The organism is Rhodococcus sp. WWJCD1, from assembly GCF_002258735.1.
Classification (GTDB): domain Bacteria; phylum Actinomycetota; class Actinomycetes; order Mycobacteriales; family Mycobacteriaceae; genus Rhodococcoides.
Genome location: NZ_NOXY01000012.1, coordinates 166,838 through 184,729, shown reverse-complemented (window position 1 = coordinate 184,729; position 17,892 = coordinate 166,838). Strand labels below are relative to the sequence as shown.

The following is a 17,892-nucleotide window of genomic DNA, read 5'->3' as shown; positions in this document are numbered from 1 at the left end:
GTTCGGGTAGTTCACAGGTGGTGTATCGGGAGGGTCGATCGGGGTGCTGTTGTGGAACAGTGAGGGTATGACGAGCACTACGAAAACCGAGCAGGTTCACTCCTCCACCGGCACGGCGGCATCGGCGCTGCTCGGCGCCGCTTCCGCCGTGAGCAAGGGCCCTGCCGGAGTGGGTCTGCTGTTCGCCAAGCGCGGCTACGGTCTGGCACGCAAACAGGCTGCACAGCGTCGCGTCGCGACTGCGGAACGGATCGCCGAAGCCAACCTCACCAGGACGGCTCTGACGGTCGACCCGAAGTCGGGAAACAAGCGCCGCGTTCTGGTGTTCGGGGTTGCCGCTGCCGTGATCGGTGGTGTCGTGTTCTACCTCGGCCGTCGCCGAAACGAGGTACCTCCGCCCGCCGACGTTCCGCCGAGCCTGGCCGACTACGACGAGGGCTCGTCATAGATACAGAATCTTTTGCAGCAGGTCGAACAATGCCGGCCTGGTTCTGACCACGGCGTCCTCGCTGCGGTCGGCCACGACAAGCGCGGCGTTGTGACGACTGGTCGATCCCTCGGCAAAGTAGTCGCTGTGACCGATCGATCCGCTGCGGCCGTCGGAGTGATCGGTCGAGAGCAGCGTGACCCCGTCCATCGCGCCTGGGTCTGGGCCGAAGGCACCGAGGTCGGCGACGATATCGCCACCGGCTTCGGCGGAGAACACGTGTCCGTCGGGTAGCCGAAGATCCGAGACCGTGTGCGTGCCCAGTCCTGGGGACCCGAGCGCCACGAAGTCGTCGACCCCGGTGTCGGCTCGAAGCGCCGACGCCGCGGTGAGCGATCCGTACGAGTGGGCCAGCACCGACAGGTGCGGATCGCTCGCACGAGCTGCGTCGAGTCCGTCCAGAAATGGACCGAGCCGATCTGCCCCCGCTTCCGCTGCCAGCGGGGACATCACGGTTCGGTCAGGATCGAGCAGTCCCCAGCCGAGTTGGGGGGCCTGGTAGTCCATCCACGTCACGACCGCCGCACTCTCAGCCTGATCTCCTGTAAATAGTTGCTGCACAGTCGATTGCAATCCTTCCATATCGCCGTCGTAGCTCTCGAGGTCTCCGTGCACGGTCGATCCGAGACCGGGTACGAACACGGCCACATGCGTGGCTGTGTCGACATCACCCACCGCAACAGCCGCTGTGGTCTCCTCGTACGAGGAGTTGTCCAACACCAGAAGCTGCCGATCTCCCTGCGCAAGGACAGATTCGATCGCATCGAGCGACCGAAGTCGCTTGCGCGTCTGTTCCAGCCCCGCATCTGCGTCGCTGAAGATTCCTCCGAACATGTTGTCGTCCAACTCCTTCCGTAACTCGGCCTCGACAGCGAGGAGGCGAACACGCTCAGCGGCCAGAACCCGCCGATTGGCACTGTCTCGCACCCGCCCCGGCAGACCGTCGAGACTGCCGATCAGCGCGGGCTGCTCCACCATCAACCTGGTTCGCGCAGCAGGCGAGAGCGCGCTCCAGAACGCAGAATTGGCAGTCGGAGTTGCGCCCGGGGTCACCGAGGCCGCAACTGCGGTCGCGACCTGTATCTCCGGGGTTCCCCCGGCGAGGCGTCGAGCAAGGGTCTCGTCGAAAGCCGTTGCCGTGCGGATCAACTGAGAGACGCGCGCCGCCAACTCCTCACGGAGACGCCGACGATCCCGCGTCGTCGACCATAGGTCCGAGAGCGCAACCGAGTACGACCCGACCGTGTCGGTCACCGAACCGTCGGAGTGGATTCCGAACCGAGATTCGCCGGCCTCCTGCTCCACCGTGCGCAGAGCTGCGATCAGGCTCGCCATGTCGATCGAGGCGTCGGCGACGCAGCTCGCGATCCGGAGCAGCTCGTCGGAGGAACCGCGTACATCGGATCGGACGCCTCTCATCGCCTCTCGGGCAGCATCGGCGGCCGCACCGACCCAGTCGTCGCCGAACACGGCGTCCACGAACGAACCATGTACGACGACAAGTTCGCGCCACTGCCGCATCAGACCGTCGGAGGCCGTGATCAACTCACGGCTGTTCCACGATCTGAACTCGTCGAGTGTGACCATCGTGAATCCCCCGCAGCGTCGTCGTATCCGACGAGTCAACGCGACAGACGAGCCCGGCCGTGAAATCTATCCCCAGCCTGTGGATGAAATCTGGGGATCAACGCGAGCTGAGGAGTCCTGTGCACGTCACCGCGCGATTCTGTGAACCGGTCCGCTGAAGCCGTCTCCCGGGTCGGTCGGGCGACTGGTCCGAGGCGGCCTGCTTCGCTTGGCCCGGTAAAGATCTGCGTCGGCTGCCCGATAGATCTCACCCCAACGACGACCGGCGGGCATGCACGCCAGGCCGACGCTCCATTCGGCCCGATGGGCACGGCGCAACCGATCGATGATCTGCAAGGCTTCTTTCTCGAGAACCCCGGGCATGAACAACACGAACTCGTCTCCACCGAGGCGACCGAGAACATCTCGTTTGGTCAGCTGCCCCTTCCACGCTTTCGAGACCCGAGTCAGGAGCACGTCACCCGCGATGTGGCCGTACTCGTCGTTGATCTCCTTGAAATTGTCGAGATCGAGCACCGCCAGGCTGACCGAGAGTCCGCGGGCAGCGCAGGCCGGAAGCATCTTCTCGATCTTGGACTCGAAACCGAAGCGGTTGAGAAGTCCGGTCAATGCGTCGTGGGTCGAGAAATACCGCATCCGGCGTGCGAAGACACCGAACACCTCGGTGGCACCGACAATTCCGAGAGCGACGAGAATGTAGGAGATGAACGGTGTTCCGTACGGCGCGATCGCGGCACCGATCACTGCTGAAACAGCAAGTACCGCAACCCAGATGCCGGCGTTTCGCTCGGACCAGAAGGCGCCGATGTGCATTCCGAGGAACATCGCGGCCTGCACACAGATCAAGAAGGCAGGCATGGTGTCGCTGCTACCCAGCGCACACGCGAGTCCCACCACCGACAGCGCTGTCGCACAACCCACCGCTCGTTTGGGGCTCGGCACACCCGCCCGCACCAGAACCACGATCGCCAATGGGCCCATCAGCATGGCCAGCGCCGCCAGAACCTGCTGGGGACCGGACAGATTGGACCACGAGGCGACGGCGCTCGCGGCGTACAGGACGGTGGTCACAGCCGCGAAAACCGCGAGCATGCGGCCGGACTCGTCGAACCTCGGCCTGCTCACCAGTCGGTGCCGGTTGCGTCGGGCAATGCCTGCTCGTGCTCGCGGCAACGCACACCGAACCGGACCACACCACTCACCTGATACCCCCCAGGCACCATCGGCCCTCCCCACGCACTACGGCCATCGCCTCACATGACCCAAACGATGCCCGGACTCTAACACCTTCGAGGCGCGACCACGACTCTGCGCGGGGAAGACGCAGCAGGTCAGGACGCCTTCTCGGCGCGCGCAGCCTCCCTGGCGAGCAGTCGATCCCTCGACTCCTCGAACTTGGTCGCCTTGGACTCCAAGTCCTCGACGAATGCAGCCAGCCGATCACGATCCCGCTCGCCCTCACCGGTGAAATCGTTGCGCTCGAAGATCTTCCACTTGCGCAGCACCGGCATCAGGACTTCGTCCAGATGCTGCCGGAGATCATAGATTCCATTCTTGGCCAGAATCATGGCGTTCTTGCGGAAATTCGGCATGTTCAGGCCGGGCATCTGGAAGTCCATTGCGACATCGGCGATGGCGCGAACCATCTGATCGGGCACAAGATCCAACGACGCCTCACCGAGGTTCCGATAGAAGATCATGTGCAGATTCTCGTCCGCAGCAACTCGAGCCAACATTCGATCCGCCACCGGATCACCACACGCCAACCCCGTATTACGATGCGACACCCGAGTCGCCAACTCCTGGAACGTCACATATGCAACCGAATGCAGGAAGTTTGCCCCGTCCATCGGCGCATCCACGCCAACAGTCATGTGGTGCATCCGAGCCCGCTCCAACTCCACCGGGTCGACTGCACGCGTCACCACCAAATAATCGCGCATCACGATCCCGTGGCGATTTTCTTCTGCGGTCCAACGCCCCACCCACGTACCCCAGGCACCGTCCAACGAAAAATTGTCTGCCAATCCCCGGTGATACGACGGCAGATTGTCCTCGGTGAGCAGATTTGTGATCATCGCCGTGCGGGCCAGTTCCGACAACGACGACTGCTCGAGAGACCAGTCCTCCCCACCCATCGCCGCGAAATTCCGGCCCAGATCCCACGGAACGTAGTCATGCGGATGCCATTCTTTCGCCATCGACAGATGGCGGTTCAAGTTGGCTTCCAGGGTGCCGTCGAGTTCGGTCAACAGCTCTTCATGATCGAGAACACGTGTCATCTGCGGGGCTCCTTCGAACATCGAGGTGCCCGAACCGACAATCGATTCGAGACAGGGGCGAACAATGTCCGCCAGGACAGCAGCGACGGCACACCCCCCTGCGGTGTGCCGTCGCGACCGTTCACGCCGGTCGTGCGACCGACGTTCTTGCACACCGACAACGCTAAGGACCACGCTCCGAATGCGAAACAAAACAGTCGAGGGTCTGGACATGTGGGCGCCGGCGACGAGCACCCTTGGGTGCGGTCACAACCCTCGCGATCGGCCCGCCTCGGATCCCCGGGCTTCCTCGGCACTCGATGTCACATGTGGTGGCCTTTTCGGGGGTCAATGGCACATCGAGTGGACTTGGGCCGCCAGTGCGGGTGCGAACACGAAAAAGGACGCCCACGAAGTGGACGTCCTTTTGTTGTGGAGCCTAGGAGATTCGAACTCCTGACATCTGCCTTGCAAAGGCAGCGCTCTACCAACTGAGCTAAGGCCCCGGGTGTTGCGGTTGAACGTGCACGAACATTACACGTTCGATCCGAGCGATTGTCACCCGGTGGAGATACTGTGCCAGACACCGTCCGAGCTGCGCGTCGAGCGCACCTTCGATACTGTCAGCACTGCGATCACCACCGATGCGACGAGAAGAAGGATTTTCACGTCCTGCCTCTTTTCGTTCGTTCGGTGTGGGCCTAGGAGGACTTGAACCTCCGACCTCTTCCTTATCAGGGAAGCGCTCTAACCGCCTGAGCTATAGGCCCTCATCACTGCTTTCGGCCGAAGAATTCCTCTCCTCGAACCGAGGGATGAGATTACCGTATCGGGCCGCTGTCTTCCAAAACGGCCCGATACGGCTACTCGTTGTGCAGGTCAGTCGCGGTCTGCCAGCGTCACCTCGACGCCACCGACCAGGTCCGACGACAGGTTGTAGATGAATGCGCCGATTGTGGTGAGAGCGGTGAAGAGTACGACATTGATCACACCGATCACCGCTGCGTAGCCGAACACCTGTCCGGCGCTGACGAGTCCACCGTCACCGGATTCGTTGACGATCTCGGTGAACGCACTGTTGAGCCGGTCCCATACGCCCATACCGTCCAGCACGGCGTACAGCAGGCCGACGGCCACCATCCAGACGAAGAACAGTGACACCGCGATGACGAGCGCAATCTTGAGCGTCGACCACGGATCGATCTTGCGGATCTGAATGGTTGCGCGCAAAGGATTGCCGTCCGCGCTGGGCACTGCCGTGATGGCGGCGGGCGCGGCGCGGTCGGCCTGGCTCTGCTCGGGATGCCGGACGGCGGACAGATCGGGCATGTCCTTTGCCAGATCCTTGCGTTCGATATGACGGGTCGGCCCGTCGATCACCGCTGCCTTCGACCGAGCGGCCTCGCGCCGTTCGGTCTTGTCCTCGGTGGACTCACGCTGAACGGGCTCGGCCGTCGTGCGGGCAGACCGGTCGAATTCAGCATTCGGTGGAAGGGCTGCGCCTCGACCGGAGAGATTGGTCTGCGGCTGGTTCTGCGGCTGCTGACGGTCCTCCGTGCCCTGCTGCGGCGGACGCTGACCGGCACCACGCTGCCACGGCGGCGTTCCCGACCCGCCCTGCGGACCCTCGACCGGCTGAGCAGGCATTGCCTGGGTGGCGGCCGGTGCGGAGTGGTCTTGCTCGCGAGCAGCCGGGGGAACCGATCGATTGGCGCGAGTCGCGTCACCGCCGCCCTCGGCCGACCCCTCCGGTGCGCGCGACACCTCGGTGGGTGCCGGGCCCCGCGGCGGAGCCGGACGAGACGGCGGTCCTGCCGGCGGCGCCTGTCGCTGTGGGGGCTGACCGTTTGCTGGTCGATCCGCAGTGGGCTGGCCGGAACCGGGCTGAACCGGCCGAGCCGACGGGGGGCCCTGCTGTGCCGCTCCCGGCGAAGTCTGCGGCGGCGGTCCCTGAGGTGCAGGGGGTCCTTGAGGAGCAGGTCCCTGAGGTGCAGGCGGCCGCTGCGGGGGCGGGCCCTGTGTCGGTCGTGCCGGGCCGTTGGGAGCACCCTGTGCCGGACGCACCGGCGGCCGGGAGTTCCCCTGGGGAGCCGGTCCGCGGCCGGCAGCGGGTGCCGGACGAGCGGCAGGCTGCGGGCGGCTACCCGGACGAGCTCCCTCGGGCGGCGCAGGCCGCGCGGGCTGTTCGGCCCGCGGCACCTCGCGGCCGTCCGGTGCGCCGCTGGGGCCGGGCCTGCTACCAGGCCGGTTGGGAGTGCTCACTTACGACTCCTTCGCTGCATCGTCTTCGGTGCCCACGGCATCCGGTTCGATCTCGTCGGCGTTGCGCGCGATCGCGAGCAGTGTGTCGCCTTCACCGAGATTCATCAACCGCACGCCCTTGGTCTGTCGGCCGGCTTTCCGGACCTGCTTGGCAGCAGTCCGAATGACGCCACCACTGGACGTGATGGCATACAGCTCGTCCTCGTCGTCGACGATGAGAGCTCCCACCAGCGTGCCACGCTTGGGGTCGTACTGGATTGTCAGTACTCCCTTTCCGCCGCGGCCCTGCTGCGGGTAATCCTCCATCGCAGTGCGCTTGGAGTAGCCACCCGACGTCGCGACCAGCAGGAACTTGTTCTCGCTGACGACGTTGAGCGAGAGCAGCTCGTCCTCACCGTTGAATCGCATGCCCTGCACACCGGACGTCGCGCGGCCCATGGGTCGCAGCACCTCGTCGGTGGCGGAGAACCGGATGGACTGACCCTGGGCCGAGACGAGCAGCAGATCGTCGTCGGAAGAGGCCAGGACTGCGCCGACCAATTCGTCCTCGCCGCGCAGGTTGACCGCCACGATGCCGCCGCTGCGGTTGGAGTCGAAGTCGGTCAGCCGTGACTTCTTGACCAGACCGCCCTTGGTGGCGAGCACCAGGTAGGGAGCATCCTCGTACGTCTTGATCTGGATGACCTGCGCGATGCGCTCGTCGGGCTGGAACGCGAGCAAGTTGGCAACGTGCTGTCCGCGAGCCGTTCGGTTCGCCTCGGGCAGTTCGTACGCCTTGGCCCGGTAGACGCGGCCCTTGGTGGTGAAGAACAGGATCCAGTCGTGCGTCGAGCAGACGAAGAACTTGCTGACGATGTCGTCCTGCTTGAGGCCGGCACCCTGCACGCCCTTGCCGCCGCGCTTCTGCGAGCGGTACAGATCGGTTCGGGTGCGCTTGGCGTATCCGGTCTCGGTGATCGTGACGACCACGTTCTCCCGGGCGATCAGATCCTCGTCGTTGACGTCGCCGTCGGCGGCGATGATGCGCGTTCGACGGTCGTCACCGAACTTCTCGACGATCTCGGCAAGTTCGTCGCGCACGATCTGGCGCTGACGCTCCGGCTTGGCCAGGATGTCCTGCAAGTCGGCGATGGTCCGCTCGAGTTCGGCCAACTCGTCGATGATCTTCTGGCGCTCGAGAGCCGCCAGGCGGCGCAACTGCATGTCGAGAATGGCCTGGGCCTGGATCTCGTCGATATCGAGCAGATCGATCAAGCCCTGCTTGGCGAGATCCACCGTCTGCGACGCGCGGATCAAGGCAATGACCTCGTCGAGCGCGTCGAGCGCCTTGACGAGTCCGCGCAGAATGTGGGCGCGTTCCTCGGCTCTGCGCAGCCGGTACCGGGTGCGCCGCACGATCACATCGAGTTGATGAGTGACGTAGAAGCGGATCATCTGGTCCAGACGCAGAGTGCGCGGAACGCCGTCGACGATCGAGAGCATGTTGGCACCGAAGCTGGTCTGCAGCTGCGAGTGCTTGTAGAGGTTGTTGAGCACGACCTTCGCGACGGCGTCGCGCTTGATCGTGACCACGATGCGCATACCGACGCGATCGGACGACTCGTCGTCGATCTTCGAGATACCGGACAGCTTGCCGTCGCGGACCTGCTCGGCGATCGAGGTGATCAGGTTGTCCGGATTGACCTGATACGGCAGCTCGGTGATGACGATCGTGGTGCGACCGTTGGAGTCTTCCTCGATCTCGACGACACCGCGCATGCGGATCGAACCGCGTCCGGTCGAGTACGCATCCTGAATACCCTGACCGCCGACGATGAGGCCGTGGGTGGGGAAGTCGGGACCCTTGACGCGCTCCATGCAGGCCGCGAGGGTCGCTTCCTCGTCGGCCTCGAAGTTGTCGAGGGCCCAGAACACCGCGTCGCCGAGTTCACGCAGGTTGTGCGGGGGGATGTTGGTGGCCATACCGACGGCGATGCCGTTGGAGCCGTTCATCAACAGGTTGGGGACACGCGACGGAAGTACCGTCGGCTCTTGGGTTTTGCCGTCGTAGTTGGGGATGAAATCGACGGTTTCCTCGTCGATGTCGCGCAGCATCTCCATTGCGAGCGGGGTCAGGCGCGCCTCGGTGTATCGCATGGCGGCGGCGCCGTCGTTGCCGCGCGAACCGAAGTTGCCCTGGCCGTCGACCAACGGGTAGCGCATCGACCACGGCTGAGCCAGACGCACGAGCGCGTCGTAGATCGAGGTGTCGCCGTGGGGGTGGTAGTTACCCATCGTTTCGGCAACGGGGCGTGCGGATTTCACGTAACTGCGGTCGGGACGGAAGCCCGAGTCGTACATCGCGTACAGCACGCGTCGGTGCACCGGCTTGAGACCATCGCGGACCTCGGGCAATGCACGGCCGACGATGACGCTCATCGCGTAATCGATGTAACTGCGCTGCATTTCCTGCTGGATGTCGACCGGATCGATCCGGTCTCCACCCTCGGCATTGGTGGTCGAACCCGGCGGGGGTCCTACCGGCGGTTCGGTGATGTCAGACATGCAAATCTCCTCGAGAAACGGTCACCTTCACGCGCCGAGAGCACTCGTCGGCGCGTGAAGGGAAGGACTAAACGTCAAGAAAGCGAACATCTTTCGCGTTGCGGGCGATGAAGCTTCGGCGTGCGGACACGTCCTCGCCCATCAGCACGCTGAACAGTTCGTCTGCAGCAGCGGCGTCGTCGAGGGTGACCAGACGCAGCACTCGCACTGCCGGGTCCATGGTGGTTTCCCACAGTTCCTTGGCGTTCATCTCGCCGAGGCCTTTGTACCGCTGGACGCCGTCTTCGACGTTGATCTTGCGCTTGTTGGCGATACCGGCTTCGAGCAGTCCGTCGCGCTCACGATCGGAGTACGCGAAATCGGGCTCTCCGCGGCTCCACTTGAGCTTGTACAGCGGCGGCATTGCGAGATACACGTGACCGTTTTCGATCAGCGGACGCATGAACCGGAACAGCAGGGTCATCAACAGCGTCGAGATGTGCTGGCCGTCGACGTCGGCGTCGGCCATCAGCACGATCTTGTGATAGCGCAGCTTGGTGATGTCGAACTCGTCGTGGATGCCGGTGCCGAACGCGGTGATGATCGACTGGACTTCGTTGTTCTTGAGGACGCGGTCGATGCGAGCCTTCTCGACGTTGATGATCTTTCCGCGCAACGGCAGGATCGCCTGGAACATCGAGTCGCGGCCCGATTTTGCCGAGCCGCCTGCGGAGTCGCCCTCCACGATGTAGATCTCGGACTTGCTCGGATCGTTGGAACGGCAGTCGGCCAGCTTGCCCGGCAGGCCGCCGATGTCGGTTGCGCTCTTGCGCCGCACCAACTCTCGTGCCTTGCGGGCAGCCATCCGCGCCTGTGCGGACGAGACGGCCTTGTTGATGATGGTCTTGGCGTCGGCGGGGTTGGACTCGAACCAGTGCGAGAGATGCTCGTTGCAGGCCTTCTGCACGAACGAGCGAATCTCGGTGTTACCGAGCTTGGTCTTGGTCTGTCCCTCGAACTGCGGCTCGCCGACCCGCACCGAGATGACGGCAGCCAAGCCCTCACGGATGTCGTCACCGGTGAGCTTGACGTCCTTCTCCTTGACCAGCTTCTTCTCGATCGCGTACTTGTTCACCGTCGACGTCAGAGCGGTGCGGAAGCCCTCTTCGTGGGTACCGCCCTCGTGCGTGTTGATCGTGTTGGCGAAGGTGTGCACCGATTCGGAGTAACCGGCGTTCCACTGCATCGCGATCTCGACCTCGTGGCCCTCACCCTTGCCGGTGAAGCCGACGACAGAATTGTGGATCGCAGTCTTGGTGCGGTTGATGTGTTTGACGAAGTCGACCAGGCCGTCCGGGTAGTGGTACGTCCGCTTGCGCACCTTGGCCGGCTTCGCGTTGGCCGCGTCGGCCTGCTCTTCCTCTGCGGTCTTGGGCGCCTCGGCGGTCTCACCGAGCTCTTCCTCGGTCGCGTCGGTCGCTGCGACACGCTCGTCGGTGAAGTTGATGGTCAGTCCCTTGTTCAGGAACGCCATCTCCTGCAGGCGACGGTGCACGGTCTCGAAGCTGTAGTCCAGGGTCTCGAAGATCTTGCCATCGGCCCAGAAGCGAACCGTGGTGCCGGTCTCGCTGGTGTCTCCGACAGTCTCGAGAGGGCCGGGCTTTGCGTAGTCGTAGGTTTGCTTGTAGCGGTGCCCGTCACGCGCGATCTGCAATTCGACCTTGGTGGACAAGGCGTTGACGACGGAGATACCGACGCCGTGCAGTCCGCCGGAGACGGCGTAGGAGTCGGAGTCGAACTTGCCGCCTGCGTGGAGCTGGGTCATGACGACCTCGACGGTGGGAACACCGGAGGAGTGCATGGCGACGGGGATACCGCGGCCGTCGTCCTTGACCTCGACGCTGCCGTCTTCGTGGATGGTGACGTCGACGGTGGAGGCATAACCGGCCATGGCCTCGTCGACGGAGTTGTCGACGACCTCCCAGATCAGGTGGTGCAGGCCTCGTTCACCGGTGGAACCGATGTACATGCCGGGCCTCTTACGAACTGCTTCCAGGCCCTCGAGGACCGTGATGGAAGACGCGCCGTAATCCTTGCTGTTCTCACTGTTACCTGACTTCTGGGCAGCCACGGTTAGCTGGTTCTCCTTCTACGCGTCCACTACCCCGCTCACACCTGTACCAGGTGCTACCGCAGAGGGTCGGCACGGTCTTTCGACCGTGCGCGTTCCATGCGTTTGTTCCGGGCTTGATGTCGTACCGGTCCATAGTACTGGTTGGCTGCGACAGCATGGGCACGATGACACCCCTAAAAGGCCCCTGATTGCTTCACAGACGCATTTTTTCGATACCGGACGGCAAAGATGAAGGGTAAAACCGGCGATTCGGCTACAGATCGAGAACGATCCGCTGTCCGTCCGAACGCGACACACAGATCAACATCTCGTTCTTCTGCTCCTCGGACGTGAGGCGATTCTCTCGGTGTTGCGGTGTTCCGTTGAGTACTCGCACCCGACAGGTACCGCAGAACCCCTGCTGGCACGAGTACGCGATATCGGGCCGAACCCGTCGAATGGCATGCAGCGCAGTCTCTTCCGCACCGACAGACAGAATCTGTCCCGAGTCGACGAGCTGCACCTCGAATTCCGTACCGTTCTTCACCGGCGGCGGCGAGAAGCGCTCGAAGTGCAGATGTGTGGCCGGGAGGGCATCGAACGACGCGCGAACCAGATCGATCATGGGCGGCGGACCACATACGTAGACCGATCCGCCGGGCGCCGTCGATCCGAGCAGATCCATGCTCGACGGCATGCCCTCCACGTCGTCGGTGCGAACGGTGACCCGTGCCGGATCCCAGCCGGCGATCTCGTCCAGGAACGGCATCGACTCACGCGAGCGACCGCAGTAGACGAAGTGCCAGTCCATCCCGAGATCACGAGCTCTGCGCACCATCGAGATGATCGCGGTGATACCGATTCCGCCCGCCACGAACACAGCATGTTCGGACGGGACGAACGGAAATCCGTTGCGCGGTCCCCGAATCGACACGTGCGTGCCTACCGTCAGAGCATGCATTTCCGGAGATCCACCGCCGCCGTCGGGCACCAGCCGCACTGCGATCGAGTACGTGTTCTCGCTCGGCAGACCGCACAGTGAGTACTGACGTCGACGACCGGACGGAAGGTAGAAATCCAGGTGCATCCCCGGCGCCCACGCCGGCAGAGCAGACCCGTCGGCCGCGGCAAAGGTCAACAGCACCACCTGCTCGTCGACGCAGAGCACCTCCCGGGAGACCAGCGTCAGTTCTCGGGTGCGCGCTACCGGAGGTGCCGCGAACGAATCGTCGTACTTCTCGTTGTCGAGTAGGGCGAACCACTTGTCGAGCGCGTCGGTGACCAGAGACACCGTCTGATCCGGCTCGTCACGCCCGTACAGATTCCGAGGAATCGTACGACCTACTCGAAACGAGTCGACCTTCTGAGCCATTGCGCCGAGCTTGCTCCGCAACGTGCGTCTGGTCATCGATCAGCGGACCGCGCCGCCGGGGAGGTGGCGAGATACTGCACGGCTTGAGCCGTCGAGCCTTCCTGGGACGGATGATAGGTGCTCTTGAAGTACCGCAACGACGCCTTGACCATGGACATCGGGGTAGGAAACAGACCAGCCTTGGCCACTCGTCGGAACTCGCGGAACGACGGCGTGCGCTGCTTCGGCGACAGATGCGCCAACGTCGGATCCTGGCTCATCAGGTAGCGAACGCCGCGCGTCCAGAACCAGACGAGGGTGGGTGCAATGACGACGTAGGTACGAATCCGCCGTGCCGGCCTGACGTCGAAGTAGCGCATAACCTCGTATGCCACCGAACGATGTTCGACTTCCTCGGCACCGTGCCAACGCAGCAGGTCCAGCATCACCGGGTGGACGTCGGCGGCGTCGAGCTCCTTCGCATTGAGAACCCAGTCGCCGAGGAACGCGGTCAGGTGCTCGGCTGCAGCGATCAGGGCGAGCCGCTCGACCAGACTGTTCTGTCCGTGGCCCGAACGATTACCGAGAGCACGGCCGAACAGGAACTTCATCTGATCCACATATGGATCGACATCGATGCCGTGTGCACGAAGCTGGTCGTGGACATCGGTGTGGGCCTGTGCGTGCATGGCTTCCTGGCCGATGAAGCCGATCACGTCGTCGCGCAACTGATCGTCGTGAATCAGCGGCAACGCCTCCTTGAACGTGCGCACGAACCACTCCTCGCCCTCGGGCAGAAGCAGGTGCATCACGTTGATCAGGTGCGTGGCCAGCGGATTGCCGTCCATATAGTGCAGCGGCAGGGTCTTCCAATCGAATTCGACGTTCCGAGCGTGCAGAACCACTCTGTCTTCGGGGGTCCCATCGACGTCGACCGCCGTTGTCGACGCCTTCTTCGTAGGTGCAGACACAACTTCTCCTCGTCCGATGGCCGCGTGTAACAGTATTCGGTCCCCCGACCGTCGCGTGTTCCGAATCACGCTACGCACACCGACAGTCTCACAGCAACAGTGCCCCCAACATCTGTTGAGGATCACGTGGACCAGGCACTACGACAACCCGACTTTGGGAACAATCACTATCCGTAGGTGTCTCGGGGACCCCGACCGCGGACGTGACGTTCACCTTTTCGCCAGCTCTGCGTGGTCGGCCCGGTGATACGAAGTGAGGTCACCACACCGTGGCCCACCGCCGCGGCGATCTTCGCCAGAATCTGCGACTGCATCAGCCTCAGTTGCGTCGCCCATGCCGTCGACTCGGCGGAGATACTGAGCACTCCGTCCTTGAGCCCAGTGGGGTCGGCGTGCGCCGAGATGTCCTCACCGACGACGCTGGCCCACCGCCCCAACACTGCACCTTCGGACACCTTGGCCGACCATCCACGCTTGGACGCGATCGAATTGGCGAGGGCACCGAATGCCTGCGGATCTCGGTCGTCGGGCCCGGCTCCCGACCAACCCCGTCGCCGACGCCCCCGCAGCGCACGGACGCCACCCGTCGGAGACGACCGCCCTTGCCCCACCGACTTGCCACTGGCCTTGGCCGCGGCGCGCGCGTCCTCCAGTGCACGACGCGCGAGATCGACGCCCTTCAACTCCGGCGTCTCGCCCTTGTCTGCGGATGCGCCTTCGTCGTCGTTCATCGAACCTCACTCTCCTCGCGTGCGGCGTCGACGGTGACCGACAGATCCGTGATACGCGAGATACGCCCTGCTGCACCGGATTCCGAGCTCTGTTGTGCTTCGACGCCGTAGCGACGGGCATCGAGCTCGGGTGGTACGTCCTCCGGTACCGCGGCCGTGATCAACACCTGCTCGGCACCGGCCGCCACCGTCGCGAGCGCAGCACGCCTCTTTCGGTCGAGTTCGGCGAACACGTCGTCGAGCATCAGCACGGGATCCGTGCCGTCCTCGCGCAACAGGCCGAAGGACCCCAGCCGCAACGACAGAGCATACGACCACGATTCACCATGGCTGGCAAAACCTTTGGTGGGCTGATCACCGAGCATCAACTCCACATCGTCCCGATGTGGACCCACCAGACATACTCCTCGTTCGATTTCTCGCTGTCTCATCACCGAGAGTTGGTGCAGGAAAGCAGCTTCCAGCACATCGACGTCGTCCGGTAACGGGGCTCGGCCGGCGTCGGAGAATTCCGGCGGCAATGCTTCGGCAAGGCTGCAGCGATAGGACAGTGTCGCGGGTCGCGATTCGGGCGCGATGGACCCGTAGGCCTGCTGCACGAACGGCATCAGCTCGTGTACCAAACCTATTCTGGCAGCGAGCAATTGAGCTCCGTGCGCCGCGAGATGCCCGTCCCACACATCGAGGGTGGCCAGAGCACTCGCACCGTCGCTCGACGACGATCCTCGACGCAACGACCCGCTGGCCGTCTTGAGCAGTGCCGAGCGCTGACGCAGAACCTTGTCGTAATCGGCACGGACAGTGGCCATTCGAGGAATTCGGCTGGTGAGCAGTTCGTCCAGATACCGTCGACGCTCGCCGGGATCGCCACGCACGAGCGACAGATCTTCGGGAGCGAACAACACACTTTGCAACACGCCCAGAATCTCCCGCGGTCGTCGCAACGGCGAGCGGTTCATCCGAGCCTTGTTGGCCTTGCCCTCGAGCAGCTCCACATCGATGATCAGCTCACGACCGTGATTGACCACGGCGCTGCCCAGGAACGCCTTGGGAGCACCCGCCCGAATCATCGGAGCGTCCGTCGACACGCGATGCGAGGACAACGTCGACAGATAGTTGAGCGACTCGAGCAGGTTGGTCTTGCCGTGCCCGTTCGGTCCCACGAACACGGTCGAGCCCGGTCCCAGGTCGACGGTGACGTCGTCCCAGGATCGGAAGTCGTGTAGCTGCAGAGACCGGACGAACACTTACTCGTGTTTCGGGGCCGGTGCGCGCAGGGTCTCGTCGGCATCTGCCTTCTTGACCGCGTGCCCACCGAATTGGTTGCGCAAAGCCGAGACGGCCTTCATTGCCGGCGAATCCTCTTGTCGCGAAGCGAATCTCGCGAACAGCGCGGCAGAGATCACCGGAGCGGGTACGGCGTGGCGAATAGCTTCCTCGACGGTCCAACGACCCTCACCGGAGTCCTCGGTGTATCCGGAGATCGCACTGAATTCCGGATCCTGACCGAGTGCTTCGACCAACAGATCGAGCAACCAGGAACGCACGACCGTGCCCTTGCTCCACGCCCGCAGCACACCTTGTACGTCCTGCACGAGCTCTTCCGCTTCGAGGATCTCGTAGCCCTCGGCGTATGCCTGCATCAATCCGTATTCGATGCCGTTGTGCACCATCTTCGAGTAGTGGCCTGCGCCGACCGGGCCGGCGTGAACAAATCCGTCGGCGCGTTCGCCTTCCGGACGCAAGGCGTCGAAGATCGGCATCGCATGGGCGACGTGCTCGTCCTGACCGCCGACCATCAACCCGTAGCCGTTCTTCAAGCCCCACACACCACCGGATACACCGGCATCGACGTAGCCGATTCCTTTGGCGTCCAACAACTCTGCATTGGGCTTGTCATCGGTGAATCGTGAGTTTCCACCGTCGATCACCAGATCGCCCGGCTCGAGAACCTCAGCCAGGCCTGTGATCGTATCGCGGGTGATCTGGCCGGATGGAACCATCACCCACACCACCCTCGGTGCCGTCAACGCCTGAGCCAGACCGGCCAACGACGGGGTGTCCGTCACCTCCGGTCGGGGGTCGTAGCCGATGACCTCGTGACCATGCTCGCGCAACCTCTCGCGCATGTTGAAGCCCATTTTTCCGAGACCGACCAAGCCGAGCTGCATGATGACGCGTCCTTGTCTGTGTCAGGTGCGAAAGTTCCCGCGGGTCCAACAGTAACCAGGCAGGATCAGCCCGGCAGCCTGACGGGCATCAGCAGATACGTGTATTCGGATTTCGGCGCCGCGAACTTACCTGCGTCGTCGGCCACCAGTTCTTCGTCCGACGTCGGACGCAACACTGCAGGCCGGCTCGGCGTCGTGAACCCGAACGTCACCTTCTCGCTGTGCAGCGAGGACAACCCGTCGATGAGGTATCCCGGGTTGAAGGCAATGGTCAGCGCTTCGCCCTGGAAGTCGGCAGGCAGAGCTTCCTCGGCGCGACCGGCATCGTCGCCACCTGCGGACAGCAGTACACCGTCGGCGTTGAATTCCAGGCGGACCTGCGCACCGCGCTCGGCCACCAGAGCCACACGCTTGATCGCCTCGACCAGCGATGCGATCTCGAGAGTGGCCACCGCAGTGTGCTCGGCCGGCAGCAACTGACGGAACTTCGGGAATTCGGCATCGAGCAAGCGCGTGGTGGTGCGGCGCCCGTCGCTGACGATGCCCAACAAACCGTCGCTGCCGATGGACGAACCGGAGCCGAGAGCCAGTTCGACCGGCGAGCCGGAGTTACCGCCCAGAGTCTTCGCCGACTCGGACAAGGTCTTGGCCGGGATGAGCACCGCGGTGGTGGTGTCGGCCCCGGCGGGAGCCCACTCCACCTCACGAACCGCCAACCGAAAACGGTCGGTGGCAGCGAGAACGACGTTGGTGCCGTCGATCTCCACGCGGATACCGGTGAGCATGGGAAGCGTGTCGTCCTTGCCCGCCGCGATGGCGACCTGGGCAATTGCCTCGGAGAAGACATCACCGGCCAGCGAACCGGTGTTGCTGGGCAACTCGGGGAGCTGCGGGTAGTCCTCCACCGGCATCGTCGGCAGGGAGAACTTGGCGCTTCCGCAGTTGACCAGAACGCGGGTTCCATCGACCGTGACGTCGACCGGCTTGTTCGGCAGCGACTTGGTGATGTCGGCAAGTAGCTTGCCCGACACCAGAACTCGGCCTGCCGTGGCTACCTCGGCAGAGACTTTGACCTGAGCGGAGACCTCGTAGTCGAATCCGGAGACCGTCAGACCCTGCTCATCGGCGGCAAGAAGAACTCCACCGAGAACGGGAACGGGCGGCCGTGACGGGAGGCTACGGGCCACCCACGCCACGGAATCGGAAAAATCTTCACGAGCAACGCGAAACTTCAAACTTCCAAGCTCCATCGCTCGGCATTTCCTCTCGTTCGGTGGCGTTCGTCCTCACGGCCGGAGCGGTGCAACCACGAAGGTTGCGGCTCGAACCGATGCAACGACGAGTGTGGCACATCCAGCGCAAGCACACCGTATGCCCTCCGAACCCGAGACGAAAGCTCGAGGTTCGAGCCGTACGTGGGATTCGGGTGATCTCT

At 63.6% G+C, this 17,892-nt stretch carries 13 protein-coding genes and 2 tRNA genes; 1 reads left to right on the top strand and 14 read right to left on the bottom strand.

Annotated features, from left to right (window positions below; all coding sequences use genetic code 11):
- The first annotated feature begins 67 nt into the window (after positions 1-67).
- On the top strand, positions 68-448 hold the full coding sequence (locus CH286_RS08515; RefSeq protein ID WP_094608936.1) for a hypothetical protein: 381 nt from the start codon (positions 68-70) through the stop codon (positions 446-448).
- On the opposite strand, the gene CH286_RS08510 is transcribed toward CH286_RS08515, so the two are convergent.
- From CH286_RS08510 to dnaN, 14 genes are all read right to left on the bottom strand, one after another.
- Positions 443-2,074, bottom strand: coding sequence for an alpha/beta hydrolase (locus CH286_RS08510; RefSeq protein ID WP_094608935.1), 1,632 nt, complete (start codon positions 2,072-2,074; stop codon positions 443-445). The genes CH286_RS08515 and CH286_RS08510 overlap by 6 nt on opposite strands.
- Before the next feature lie 126 nt (positions 2,075-2,200).
- Complete coding sequence (locus tag CH286_RS08505) at positions 2,201-3,166, bottom strand: GGDEF domain-containing protein (protein WP_032401656.1); 966 nt, start codon at positions 3,164-3,166, stop codon at positions 2,201-2,203.
- 239 nt (positions 3,167-3,405) lie between these two features.
- Positions 3,406-4,356 carry an acyl-ACP desaturase gene (locus CH286_RS08500; protein WP_094609094.1) on the bottom strand — a complete coding sequence of 317 codons (951 nt, stop codon included), beginning with the start codon at positions 4,354-4,356 and terminating at the stop codon, positions 3,406-3,408.
- Between the two features lie 412 nt (positions 4,357-4,768).
- A tRNA-Ala gene (locus CH286_RS08495) sits at positions 4,769-4,841 on the bottom strand.
- 190 nt (positions 4,842-5,031) lie between these two features.
- A tRNA-Ile gene (locus tag CH286_RS08490) sits at positions 5,032-5,105 on the bottom strand.
- 109 nt (positions 5,106-5,214) lie between these two features.
- Positions 5,215-6,597, bottom strand: a complete 1,383-nt coding sequence (locus tag CH286_RS28145; RefSeq protein ID WP_255182613.1) for a DUF3566 domain-containing protein — start codon at positions 6,595-6,597, stop codon at positions 5,215-5,217.
- Positions 6,598-9,141, bottom strand: coding sequence for a DNA gyrase subunit A (gene gyrA / locus CH286_RS08480; RefSeq protein WP_037152149.1), 2,544 nt, complete (start codon positions 9,139-9,141; stop codon positions 6,598-6,600).
- Between the two features lie 67 nt (positions 9,142-9,208).
- Positions 9,209-11,251 carry a DNA topoisomerase (ATP-hydrolyzing) subunit B gene (gene gyrB, locus CH286_RS08475; RefSeq protein ID WP_032401659.1) on the bottom strand — a complete coding sequence of 681 codons (2,043 nt, stop codon included), beginning with the start codon at positions 11,249-11,251 and terminating at the stop codon, positions 9,209-9,211.
- A gap of 256 nt (positions 11,252-11,507) precedes the next feature.
- On the bottom strand, positions 11,508-12,605 hold the full coding sequence (locus tag CH286_RS08470) for a PDR/VanB family oxidoreductase (protein WP_441347114.1): 1,098 nt from the start codon (positions 12,603-12,605) through the stop codon (positions 11,508-11,510).
- Positions 12,606-12,637: 32 nt separating this feature from the next.
- Entirely contained in the window at positions 12,638-13,555 is a 918-nt protein-coding gene (locus CH286_RS08465; protein ID WP_094608933.1) for a metal-dependent hydrolase, read from the bottom strand.
- Between the two features lie 167 nt (positions 13,556-13,722).
- Positions 13,723-14,286, bottom strand: coding sequence for a DUF721 family protein (locus CH286_RS08460; RefSeq protein ID WP_032378760.1), 564 nt, complete (start codon positions 14,284-14,286; stop codon positions 13,723-13,725).
- Positions 14,283-15,533 carry a DNA replication/repair protein RecF gene (gene recF / locus CH286_RS08455; RefSeq protein ID WP_094608932.1) on the bottom strand — a complete coding sequence of 417 codons (1,251 nt, stop codon included), beginning with the start codon at positions 15,531-15,533 and terminating at the stop codon, positions 14,283-14,285. Before recF ends, CH286_RS08460 begins: the two co-directional genes overlap by 4 nt.
- Positions 15,534-16,457, bottom strand: a complete 924-nt coding sequence (gene gnd / locus CH286_RS08450; protein ID WP_032401664.1) for a phosphogluconate dehydrogenase (NAD(+)-dependent, decarboxylating) — start codon at positions 16,455-16,457, stop codon at positions 15,534-15,536.
- Positions 16,458-16,522: 65 nt separating this feature from the next.
- Positions 16,523-17,707, bottom strand: a complete 1,185-nt coding sequence (gene dnaN, locus CH286_RS08445) for a DNA polymerase III subunit beta (protein ID WP_032378757.1) — start codon at positions 17,705-17,707, stop codon at positions 16,523-16,525.
- Positions 17,708-17,892: the final 185 nt, after the last annotated feature.

Excerpts from the sequence above, each read along its gene's own strand:
- CH286_RS08515 (WP_094608936.1), top strand. The coding sequence starts at position 68 with ATGACGAGCACTACGAAAACCGAGCAGGTTCACTCCTCCACCGGCACG.
- CH286_RS08510 (WP_094608935.1), bottom strand. The coding sequence starts at position 2,074 with ATGGTCACACTCGACGAGTTCAGATCGTGGAACAGCCGTGAGTTGATC.
- CH286_RS08505 (WP_032401656.1), bottom strand. The coding sequence starts at position 3,166 with ATGCTCGCGGTTTTCGCGGCTGTGACCACCGTCCTGTACGCCGCGAGC.
- CH286_RS08500 (WP_094609094.1), bottom strand. The coding sequence starts at position 4,356 with ATGACACGTGTTCTCGATCATGAAGAGCTGTTGACCGAACTCGACGGC.
- gyrA (WP_037152149.1), bottom strand. The coding sequence starts at position 9,141 with ATGTCTGACATCACCGAACCGCCGGTAGGACCCCCGCCGGGTTCGACC.
- CH286_RS08470 (WP_441347114.1), bottom strand. The coding sequence starts at position 12,605 with ATGGCTCAGAAGGTCGACTCGTTTCGAGTAGGTCGTACGATTCCTCGG.
- CH286_RS08460 (WP_032378760.1), bottom strand. The coding sequence starts at position 14,286 with ATGAACGACGACGAAGGCGCATCCGCAGACAAGGGCGAGACGCCGGAG.
- gnd (WP_032401664.1), bottom strand. The coding sequence starts at position 16,457 with ATGCAGCTCGGCTTGGTCGGTCTCGGAAAAATGGGCTTCAACATGCGC.
- dnaN (WP_032378757.1), bottom strand. The coding sequence starts at position 17,707 with ATGGAGCTTGGAAGTTTGAAGTTTCGCGTTGCTCGTGAAGATTTTTCC.